This is a genomic window from Cycloclasticus sp., from assembly GCF_019090545.1.
Taxonomy (GTDB): Bacteria; Pseudomonadota; Gammaproteobacteria; order Methylococcales; family Cycloclasticaceae; genus Cycloclasticus; species Cycloclasticus pugetii.
Window position 1 is genome coordinate 22393 of the sequence record NZ_JAHRVT010000034.1, and the last position, 9798, is coordinate 32190.

Sequence of the window (9798 nt, forward strand, 5' to 3'; positions counted from 1 at the left end):
TTGTTTTAGGTATTAGGCAGGAATGGTTGTTATTGCTGTATAAAAAAGCCCCGCGCAACACGCAAAGCCCAAGCCAAAAGCACTGAAACGCAAGGTTGCCATATTGGTTAAATAGGCAATAAAGTAAACGCCGCGTATAACCACGAAAGAAATGCAGAGCATGGTAACCGTTTCATTTATCGCATTGGTGATAAAAACAGCCAATACAGCGGCTGAAAAAAGCCCTAATGCTTCCCAGCAATTGGCATGTAAATATTGTGAACGAGCCCCTGCACCCACTAGCGTTGCGGCTTGTACACGTGGGTTAACAAGGTCATATTTACCTGTTTGTGAAATTCGGTAATAACCACCAATTGATGAGGCCAAATAAGGCATAAAAGCAATACAAGTCAAACAAATCACAACGGTCAACATAAGAAATCTCCTCTCTCGATTATTTTTAAATTAGTACGTGTCGTACCCGAGTGAGTATAAACATTATTTTCTCGCTTAACACCCATCAACTGTGGCCGTTTAATCGGCATCAACTGATAAAACTTCTCCACTTATTAACAATTGCTCAATGTCTTAATTTCTAAGCAACTTACTATTAATCGAGCATTAGAAAAATCATGTTATTAAAGATACTATCTACTTTCGATTTTCATTTACGACATTCGTAAAAAAACGGTTGCTTTGTATACAGTTAATCCAACCTAACCAAGCGCCTATCTTCATTCCTAGCCAATATCTTCTTCACTGCTATTCTTTATCAAAACCATCAACAATAATCGCTCCCATAGAAGCAGGCATCGTAATAATAATTAGTCGCTTCAAAGCTATCACCGGATCTAGCATTACAGGGAACTTATTTAATGACAACAACACCAAAGCAACCACACAAGCGGCTATAAAATAGGCAATAAATATTCTGCTTATAAATATTGATGTTCTATATTTTATATCGCCTTGAAATACAATTTGATAGGCAAAAAAGCTTAAAAATACAATCGACAAAATAAAAACAAGAAACAGGTTTGCAAAAGGAAGAGTTTCCCCTAGTTTCCAGGCCTCTTCGGAAAACGAAATAGGCACTGCCAAAGCAAAGGACCCAATAACTACCTGACTGGCGTCTTCTTTATTAAAGTTAAGATTCATAGCTAATTACCTGGCGGTTTGTTGACTGTTATGCATTATCGGCTGGCGATTCACGCCTTAACACCACCTTTATTGTTATCATGAGGGATGCTTTTTTGCCTCGCTATTATGTCAGATCCTGATAAGGGTTGTAGGCCACCTCCCAGTAATAGCCTTCCGTATCTTGAAAATAACCGGAGTAACCGCCCCAGAAAACCTCCAGCGCGGGTTTAATCAGTCGAGCACCAGCAGAGACCGCTTGATCAAGCACAGCATCCACGTCTGACTTACTTGCAACATTGTGGGCCAGCGTTATGCCAGAGAAACCAACCTGATTCGAATCCGTTAACCCAATATCTTTAGCCAACTCTTCGCGCGGATAGAGCGCCAACCACGTTCCTTCCAAACTAAAAAACGATATATTGTCACCTTCAACATTATGCGTTGGCAAACCAAGGCCCTCACTATAAAAGCGAGTCGCTCTTTCTAAGTCATCTACACCAAGAGTAATAATGCTGATTTTCGGTTTCATAATTCCCTTCCTAACACTTTAATATAAGACGCACGCTTCATTTACCTATCGTCATTGTCACACTTACAAAAACACAATAGGTTTGCCAGCCACAACCGTGCTACACATTAAATCCATCTCCACCCAATTCTTCATACTTATAGCCAACACTGTATACAGATTTAATTAACTCTTGGTCTTTATAGTGATGAGCAATCTTTTTTCTCAGGTTTTTAATATGGCTATCTACGGTCCGATCAGTCACTACACGGTTATCTTCATACAGTTTATGCATTAACTGCGATCGCGAAAATATTCGCCCCGGTTGTTTTACCAATGTGCTCAGTAAACGAAACTCAACTGGGGTTAAATCCAACGCCTGCCCTGCTACTGTTGCTAATATTCGCTGTTCATCCAAGGTTACCAATTGATTCTCAACGGTTGATATCTGTTGCCGGTAAGACAACGTACGAAACAAAGCCTTAATTCTTGCCATCACTTCACGAGGGCTAAAAGGCTTGCAGATATAATCATTAGCACCTATCTCCAAGCCCAAAACTTTATCAATTTCTTCTACCCGTGCAGTAATCATAATGATCGGGATGCCAGAAAAATGTCGTATTTCCTGACAAAGAGTAATGCCATCTTTACTCGGCAGCATTAGGTCTAATAAGATAAGGTCCGGCTGCTCTTGCTGCACCCAGTCAATAACAGCGTCTCCATGGTTAATCCAATGAGTGTTATATCCCTCCTTATGGAGATAGTCTTGCAGTAATTGCGCTATCTTAGTTTCATCTTCAACAATTAGAATGGTACGTTCTGGTTCAGCAGTATTCATAGCGTGATTATCCTGATGAAATGGGTAGCTCCAAGGTGATTTTCAGCCCACCCAGTGATGAAGGCTCGGCTGTCAATTTTCCCTCGTGTGCTTCTGCAATACTCTGCGCAATAGATAAACCGAGCCCAGAACCACCGGAATCTCGGTTACGAGAATTATCTACTCGAAACAACCGTTCAAATAAACGTGGTATCAATTCTGGCGAAATACCGGGTTCGCTATCTTCAAAACAGATCGTTAACGAAGCTTCCTTTTTACATTGTATCTTTACGCGACCTCCTTCATGGGTATAACGAAGGCTGTTTTCTAATAAATTTGTGAACAGCTGAGTAAGTCGCTGAGGGTCAGCCAATACCATGGGGCAGGGTTCATCGCATGCTACGCTCAAAGTAATCTTCTTCTGCTGCATTGGAAGCTCATAGCCTTCCGCTACATTTTGTAGCAACAAAAATGGATTCACTGCTACCTTTTCATAGGTCAGCGAGCCTTGATCGGAAAGAGAAAGTTGGTACAAATCATCAACCAGCCGTTGTAAATGCTTAACCTCCAAAGAAAGGGATTGAATCGACTCGCTATTCAGCTCCCTAACATTATCTTCCATGGCTTCCAATTCACCTTTAAGGATGGTCAGCGGTGTGCGCAATTCGTGAGAGATATCTGCAATCCACTGACGGCGACTTTGCTGATTTTGATCAAGTGTCTCAGCAAGGGTGTTTAAATCAGTGGCCAAGTCTCCCAATTCATCTCTAGAAATTTTCTCCACACGGCTGTCAAATTGACCAGATGTCAGTTGCCGCGCTATACCTGTTAACCTAGTAATGGGCTTATTAAATGCACGTGCCAGCAATAAAGAAACAATAACAGCAATCACAAACGAGAGTATTCCTGTTAATAGTAAATTCTTAACTTGATCACGTTCAAACCGCTGCTCTATACCCGTACGCATACCTTTCAAACGTCGCATACTCAAATAACCGATCACCTCATCATCCAGCATTATTGGCAGTTTCCGATCATTTTTCGAAGCGGGCGGACCAAAAATGGACGTTTGAGCACTATCCTGCAAGCCTATTCGGCCGCGCAAATGGGGCGGTAAAACAGCTGCGTGATGACGTCGTTCAGAATACACACGGGCTGAACCAAGCCTAGCCGAAGGCTCTTGTCTATGATGCTCTGGCTGTTTAGCATTTCTTGGCGGTGGCGATGCCAGTTCATGTTCAAGCAACAATTGTTGCCACAAAAGAGGCTTATTTTTCAGAAAATCCCAATGGCCATATTGTCGGTACAGCCCACTTAAGGTTCGTTCAACGTTGTTCAGCCTTTTTAACCGAACGTCTTCAATATACTGGCCAAAACCCTGTTGAAAGCTATAACGAGTCACCGCCATATTAACGAGCAAAATCAGAAGTATCACCAATAGAATAGAGAAAAACAGCTTGTGCCAAATTCTAATTCGTATAGAAAACATGCTTTAAACAGCCCTTAGTAAGGATACATAGTGTGAAACAACCGTTTGCATAGTCTCTGCTAAACCTCTTCTAGGTTTCATACCTACCTGCTGGAAGGCAAATATAATAGCTTTAAATATACCGGTAATAATTTGTGTGCTTGCTGTTGCATTTAGGTTTATCATCTTATCTCTACTCTTTATTTATTATTCCACCAACAATAAAATTGTAGCGACTAAATATGGATTAAATATGAATATTAATAACTTAACCATCTTAGGCTATATCTCCACATTTTCTTCACATTCTCTTCGTAATTACTACAACATTGCCCCCTATTCTATAACTCAAGAACAGAGACATTAACGACCCTGTTCTTCTTATTAAATTTAGGAGAAAACCATGAATATTAAAGCAGCTTTATTAACATCAGCAATCGCTCTTACAGTGGCTACTAGTGCCTATGCAGATAGACCTAACGATTGCTCTAAAGGCAAAATGCAAAAAAGAGGACCATCAATTGCTCATTTGCAAGAAGAACTTGATTTAACCGACAAGCAGGCCGATTCACTTAAGGCGTTATTTAAAGAGCAACGAGCTAAACAAAAGGAACTTCGAAAAGAGCAGAAAGAAAATCGAGACATCATGCATGAAAAAATCTCTAACATTCTAACAAAAGAACAAATGGAAGAATTTGAAGAGATGAAGCCTAAAAAGCCTCGTAGATAATATCAACCATAATACGCACAACAGGCTACACAGGCTGTTGTGCGTATTGTTTCTTACTCAAAATGCAGCTTAAAGTAGTCCACAATAAGCCGCCCCTAAATTAGCAATCTGATTTCCAAAAATAATTAAATAGCCACACTCTTAAGCTTAGTCAAACACCTTAAAACCACCCCCCCTGCTCCATTGAAGGCAAGCATTATATAGGGCTTTTAAAGTATCGTTTATTAGATTGAAAATGAAGAAAGAAATAATCCGTTATTACGTTAAATCCTGATGCAGGTTGTAGGCTACTTCCCAATAATGGCCTTCCGTATCTTGAAAATAACCCGAGTAACCACCCCAGAAAACCTCCACCGCCGGTTTAATGAGTCGCGCACCAGCCGACACCGCCTGATCAAGAACAGCATCCACCTCTGCCTTGCTAGCAACATTATGTGCCAGCGCAATGCCAGAGAAACCAGCCTGAGTGGAAACAGCCAATCCGATGTCCTTAGCCAACTCATCGCGCGGGTAAAGCGCTAACCAAGTTCCATGCAGGCTAAAAAAAGAAATCTTGCCACCTTCAAAATCATGCTTTGGCAAACCAAGGCCGTCAGCATAAAAGTGAGTCGCTCTTTCAAGGTCATCCACACCCAGAGTAATAATGCTGATTTTCGGTTTCATGCTTCCCTCCTAGGGATCGAGTTGAAAGGTAATAAATTATTGTACTTTCAGTGTGCCTAATGAATGACCGGGCGAATTAGATTTGTTTCTTAAGCTACTATTTGAGCCTGTTGGTTTCCCTTGTTAGCTATTATGTTGTTTCTTTTTAACTATCAATAGTCTAACCCGTTTTTAAAGGCACTATTCAGATCTAAATTATTAAATATGCAAATAAACTATGCTGCGCTGCATTATTGAACTAGTATTGTATTTAATATGAATAGAAAAGGTTATTAGCTACACCTTTGAAACACAATAATTACAACAAGATCAGTTTAATGGTGCCGCCTAATTTAAATTTAATTAGATAAGGGGATAGAAGTTGGATATTCAAGTTCTAGATAGAAAGTCCGTTAAATTGATTTTCAAAATCAAAAAACATTTACAGGCCACCCATCAGATTGCAATCTCTATTGCTAATCCAGACTTATTAAGTCAATTAATTGAGATGAGCCAGCTGGATGATGCCATTTTTCAAGACATGTTGGCTGACTTAAAGGTGCTTATTGGCCCAGAAAAAGTGGCGGCGTTAGAAAGCCAAGAACAATCAATCAGTAATAAAGAAGCGGTAACTACTGATGTAGAACAATCAGCTACCAGTACGTTAATGTACCGCGGACAAAAAGTGAAAGCAGACGTAATAATTAACCCAATGGGCAAGCCTAAAGAAAAGTCACGGCGCATGTATCGTGGGCACCCCGTTGATGATTGAGTTATAGAGTCAACGTTGAGTAACAGCTTTTGAATCAATCGAATTTAACTTCATGGATTCACACGTCGATCACGACAAGAAATCACATAGTAAAGAGCACCCCCCTATTCAATTATTATTGGTCTGGCCATAAACAGACCCTATCAATCCTAATCTAGGATCGTATGCCCTCCCCTTTTGTCATTTTAAATGATAATGCTAGCTCGGTAACAAGTGCTATACCGGGTGTCGACAGAAGCGCAATCGCGGCCTGAAATTAAGCATTCTGCGCGCCATTTTAATATCTAAGTATTGTGACTACTATATGTGGGCTCATATAAATATAACGCCTAACTCAGCAGCTAGCACCTCTGACACGTACGCGCGAGATTGTTGCGATGTTTTAGGCCATATTATTGGTTACTTAGACGTTTTGCGAAGGAAATAGCATAGGATGGCGAACGGAAAAGCAATATTGGGTCATTAGTTGCTTTGATACCATCACTTAAGACCAATGGGTCGAAATTAATACTTTCGCATTTAGCCCCTTCTTGATGCATTGATTCAGTAAGTATAAGAGTACCTGCTTCTATTTCCTCACGGTTTTTGGGCCAAGCAATTGTTGGGTTATCTTGAACATCATCAGGTTCACCAATTGTGACCAACATTTTCCATTTAACTGCGCCTTCTTCAGTACGTTTAATTAAATTTTGTTCAAGAAAGTTTGCAGGTAAGTTTTCAAGCTCAGCTTCGCTAAGCTGTTTTTCACCACTTTGAGGTACAAAGCGCCAGCGCACTAAAGTTTCTTTATTGTCTTTGTTAAAAAATTTGAATGTATGAATGCCATAATAGGCACTTTCATAATAATTACTCGGTGGATTATTATTCGCCAGAAAGTGCGCTTGAGCTTTGTTATCTGTGTGATTAAGTTTGAAAGCTTCTATTTTTTCTTGGTCAGGCTTCCCTGTCAAAGGGTCCGGTGTTTTTGCCACGAGCATATTATAAAATGTTTGTGGGTTCGCAGCTCCAAAAACAGGAGTATTTAACATTGCCATATGATGAAGGCTACCATCTGTAAGGAGAAATTCTAAGGCTAACCCCCGAGGGCTTTTAGCCGTGTCTGGTACGCTAGGATTTCCGCCAGCAAGTGAAAACCGGGCAATAATGGGTAATGGTTTTCCAGTAAATAGCTCCGATCGGCTGAAAACAACAGCGTCTTTTGAACCGATAAACTCACCAACTGCACAGGTTCCCTTGGTATGGTTCCTACGCTCGCCTTGAGTAATACCAAACGTTTTTTCAAAAGCATTAATAACCTTATTTGGAGTAACCACATTAACATCAGCTAATACAACTTGAGCTTGTAAAAGCATTAGACTAAAAGCAAGGTAATTATTAAATTTTAGAAAATTTTTCATATTTATCCTTAATCATTAACAATCTCATTATATTGAAGTCAAAAGAAAACCAATAGGGTTAGACTCGATTGATTTTATCCTTAAACGCTTTATGTTTCATATCACCACCCTTACTCCTTGGACTCATCGGTCCGATTAATTTTAGCCTTTATCATTTCTTTAAAGAATCATAGCCTAACACCCGAAATTTGTTGGTTACCTCGCTTATTGCTTCAAGTTTTTTTTGCGGAACCTCAACATCAAATAACGCACGGTAGGCTTCGCCACGTAGGAGAACAAATATTAAAGTTCACGCGGCACCCCCTGCTGGTATAAAAAACCCCATTTATTTAACATTTTTAACATTTACTCACCCTAGAAATGGATAATGCCTTAGCTGAACCTGATGATTTTCACCCCATACACTGCACGACATTCCGGATGAGATTACCAACAGCAACATGTTCCACCTAAAATGATTGCTCCAGCTCGGTAACAGGTGTCACCTGGGGTGTCGATGGCGGAGCGACTGCAGTAAATACTAAACGACTGACTTGGTGCTTAAAATGACGACTCAAATTAATACCGATTTTTCACAACGAATTGTAATTCAACCCGATGACTATCGCTGGGTTAACTCGCCCATGCCTGGCGTGGAACGCATGATGCTCGATAGAATCGGTGATGAAATCGCACGTGCAACCTCTATTGTACGTTACGAACCCTTTAGTGAGTTCTCATCACATACTCATACAGGTGGCGAGGAGTTCTTTGTGCTCGACGGTGTGTTTTCTGACGAGCATCAAAGCTATTGCAAAGGCTGTTATGTACGCAACCCCATTGGCACATCACACACACCTAAAATAGGTAAAGAAGGCGCAACTATTTTCGTCAAACTACAACAGTTTGACGAAGCAGATACACAACAAAAAGTCATCGATACCCAAACTCAATCATGGCACCCAGGGCTAGTGGAAGGCCTAAGCGTCATGCCACTACATGAATTTGGAAGTGAGCACGTAGCGTTAGTAAAATGGGCACCGAACACGCAATTCAACACCCACCAGCACTGGGGTGGAGAGGAGATTTTTGTATTAGAAGGTACGTTTCATGATGAGCATAGCAGCTACCCTCAAGGCTCATGGCTACGCAGCCCACACCTAAGTCGACATACCCCCTTCACCAAAGAAAACGGCGCATTGATTTACGTAAAAACGGGACACCTGTAAATACAGTGCTTTTGCCCGTTGTGTTGGGCTGCAGTAGCATTTTAGCTACAGTGATGGAGCCACCCCAAATCTGAACGCAGACCAGAACATAAAATTAATAGGGTCAATCAGAGGTTCACCATTGATTCTTACAAAATAAAATAGCCAACATTGTTAGACACAACCGGCCAGAAATAAATACACTATCGGGCAAGTGCAGTGCAATTATATTTATTAGAAAATATAATATTTGTACATCCTGCCGTAAATGCTAGAATCGACAACCTGATCTGTAGACTATTGATCGGGACACCAATTACCCCGCTAATTAATATGAGCTCGATATGAAAAAAGTAGCAATTTTGGCCACCAATGGCTTTGAACATTCTGAACTGACTAAACCAGAAAGTTACCTCACAAAAGCAGGTCACCAAGTAACAGTGGTATCGCCTGAATCTGGCAGCATCAAAGCTGCTCATGACGACGGTTCGGTGGTGGTAGACCTAGAACTGAACGACGCGAATGCAGCGGACTACGATGCGCTTCTGTTGCCTGGCGGAGTGGTTAATCCTGACACCTTGCGCATCAATGATGACGCTATGGCCTTCGTCAAGTATTTCGTAACTGAGGCAAAACCAATCGCAGCTATCTGTCACGGGCCTTGGTTGTTGATTGAGGCAGAAGCTATCTCAGGACGCCAAGCCACCTCGTGGCCATCACTTAAAACCGATCTAATAAATGCTGGTGCCGATTGGGTTGACCAAGAGGTAGTGGTTGATGGCAACATCGTCACCAGCCGCAACCCAGACGATATCCCAGCCTTTAGTGAAGCTTTTGCAAAATTGTTAGACTAAAACAAAACTCAGTTCTCTACAAAATTTGGGGACTGTCGAGATTTTTATTATATGCTGATTAAAGGCTATGGGGTGAGATACCGCCTTAAAACTCAAGCGAATTTCTCACCATATGGCACACCACTTTTGAAATCAATAGGGTCAAACTCGATTGATTTTACCTTTAAATGCTTTAGATTTCCTATCACCACCTTTGCTCCTTAAATGCATGAGTCGAAATCAATAGGGTCAGACTCGATTGATTTTATTTTTAAACGCTTTCCGAAATCAATAGGGTCAGACTCGATTGATTTTATTTTTAAAC

Annotated in this window: 12 protein-coding genes; 4 read left to right on the plus strand and 8 right to left on the minus strand. The window is 40.9% G+C overall.

All coding sequences use genetic code 11. The features are described 5' to 3' along the window. Window positions 1-12 precede the first annotated feature (12 nt). The 6 genes from KUG63_RS08675 to KUG63_RS08700 form a co-directional block, all read right to left on the minus strand. Window positions 13-414 carry an MAPEG family protein gene (locus tag KUG63_RS08675; protein ID WP_015006126.1) on the minus strand — a complete coding sequence of 134 codons (402 nt, stop codon included), beginning with the start codon at window positions 412-414 and terminating at the stop codon, window positions 13-15. A gap of 327 nt (window positions 415-741) precedes the next feature. After that, complete coding sequence (locus KUG63_RS08680; protein WP_015006127.1) at window positions 742-1137, minus strand: DUF2391 family protein; 396 nt, start codon at window positions 1135-1137, stop codon at window positions 742-744. 106 nt (window positions 1138-1243) lie between these two features. Further along, a complete protein-coding gene (locus KUG63_RS08685) occupies window positions 1244-1648 on the minus strand; it encodes a VOC family protein (RefSeq protein ID WP_015006128.1) in 405 nt (134 codons plus the stop codon). A gap of 100 nt (window positions 1649-1748) precedes the next feature. Then, window positions 1749-2465: a response regulator gene (locus KUG63_RS08690; protein WP_015006129.1), complete on the minus strand. Its 717-nt coding sequence runs from the start codon at window positions 2463-2465 to the stop codon at window positions 1749-1751. 7 nt (window positions 2466-2472) lie between these two features. Beyond that, window positions 2473-3933: an ATP-binding protein gene (locus KUG63_RS08695; RefSeq protein ID WP_287554838.1), complete on the minus strand. Its 1461-nt coding sequence runs from the start codon at window positions 3931-3933 to the stop codon at window positions 2473-2475. Window positions 3934-3936: 3 nt separating this feature from the next. Next, on the minus strand, window positions 3937-4098 hold the full coding sequence (locus KUG63_RS08700; protein ID WP_287554840.1) for a hypothetical protein: 162 nt from the start codon (window positions 4096-4098) through the stop codon (window positions 3937-3939). 217 nt (window positions 4099-4315) lie between these two features. On the opposite strand from KUG63_RS08700, the gene KUG63_RS08705 reads away from it, so the two are divergent. Beyond that, window positions 4316-4642 carry a Spy/CpxP family protein refolding chaperone gene (locus KUG63_RS08705; RefSeq protein WP_287554842.1) on the plus strand — a complete coding sequence of 109 codons (327 nt, stop codon included), beginning with the start codon at window positions 4316-4318 and terminating at the stop codon, window positions 4640-4642. Window positions 4643-4900: 258 nt separating this feature from the next. Here the strand turns inward: KUG63_RS08705 and KUG63_RS08710 are convergent, their stop codons facing one another. Next, window positions 4901-5305: a VOC family protein gene (locus KUG63_RS08710; protein WP_287554844.1), complete on the minus strand. Its 405-nt coding sequence runs from the start codon at window positions 5303-5305 to the stop codon at window positions 4901-4903. A gap of 361 nt (window positions 5306-5666) precedes the next feature. On the opposite strand from KUG63_RS08710, the gene KUG63_RS08715 reads away from it, so the two are divergent. Then, window positions 5667-6056 (plus strand): hypothetical protein, encoded by a 390-nt coding sequence (locus tag KUG63_RS08715; RefSeq protein WP_287554846.1) that lies wholly within the window; start codon window positions 5667-5669, stop codon window positions 6054-6056. A 392-nt stretch (window positions 6057-6448) separates the two neighbouring features. Here KUG63_RS08715 and KUG63_RS08720 read toward each other — a convergent pair whose 3' ends face one another. Beyond that, window positions 6449-7453, minus strand: a complete 1005-nt coding sequence (locus KUG63_RS08720) for a catalase family peroxidase (RefSeq protein ID WP_287554848.1) — start codon at window positions 7451-7453, stop codon at window positions 6449-6451. 545 nt (window positions 7454-7998) lie between these two features. Between KUG63_RS08720 and KUG63_RS08725 the strand changes: the two genes are divergently transcribed. Together KUG63_RS08725 and KUG63_RS08730 are read left to right on the plus strand one after the other, a co-directional pair. Then, window positions 7999-8661, plus strand: coding sequence for a cupin domain-containing protein (locus KUG63_RS08725; protein ID WP_287554849.1), 663 nt, complete (start codon window positions 7999-8001; stop codon window positions 8659-8661). Between the two features lie 323 nt (window positions 8662-8984). Next, window positions 8985-9494: a type 1 glutamine amidotransferase domain-containing protein gene (locus tag KUG63_RS08730; RefSeq protein ID WP_287554851.1), complete on the plus strand. Its 510-nt coding sequence runs from the start codon at window positions 8985-8987 to the stop codon at window positions 9492-9494. The last annotated feature ends 304 nt before the right edge of the window (window positions 9495-9798 follow it).

What these genes read in the sequence shown, in the direction of transcription:
- KUG63_RS08710 (WP_287554844.1), bottom strand. Translation starts at nt 5,305, where the DNA reads ATGAAACCGAAAATCAGCATTATTACTCTGGGTGTGGATGACCTTGAA.
- KUG63_RS08730 (WP_287554851.1), top strand. Translation starts at nt 8,985, where the DNA reads ATGAAAAAAGTAGCAATTTTGGCCACCAATGGCTTTGAACATTCTGAA.
- KUG63_RS08705 (WP_287554842.1), top strand. Translation starts at nt 4,316, where the DNA reads ATGAATATTAAAGCAGCTTTATTAACATCAGCAATCGCTCTTACAGTG.
- KUG63_RS08680 (WP_015006127.1), bottom strand. Translation starts at nt 1,137, where the DNA reads ATGAATCTTAACTTTAATAAAGAAGACGCCAGTCAGGTAGTTATTGGG.
- KUG63_RS08720 (WP_287554848.1), bottom strand. Translation starts at nt 7,453, where the DNA reads ATGAAAAATTTTCTAAAATTTAATAATTACCTTGCTTTTAGTCTAATG.
- KUG63_RS08675 (WP_015006126.1), bottom strand. Translation starts at nt 414, where the DNA reads ATGTTGACCGTTGTGATTTGTTTGACTTGTATTGCTTTTATGCCTTAT.
- KUG63_RS08690 (WP_015006129.1), bottom strand. Translation starts at nt 2,465, where the DNA reads ATGAATACTGCTGAACCAGAACGTACCATTCTAATTGTTGAAGATGAA.
- KUG63_RS08725 (WP_287554849.1), top strand. Translation starts at nt 7,999, where the DNA reads ATGACGACTCAAATTAATACCGATTTTTCACAACGAATTGTAATTCAA.
- KUG63_RS08685 (WP_015006128.1), bottom strand. Translation starts at nt 1,648, where the DNA reads ATGAAACCGAAAATCAGCATTATTACTCTTGGTGTAGATGACTTAGAA.
- KUG63_RS08700 (WP_287554840.1), bottom strand. Translation starts at nt 4,098, where the DNA reads ATGATAAACCTAAATGCAACAGCAAGCACACAAATTATTACCGGTATA.
- KUG63_RS08695 (WP_287554838.1), bottom strand. Translation starts at nt 3,933, where the DNA reads ATGTTTTCTATACGAATTAGAATTTGGCACAAGCTGTTTTTCTCTATT.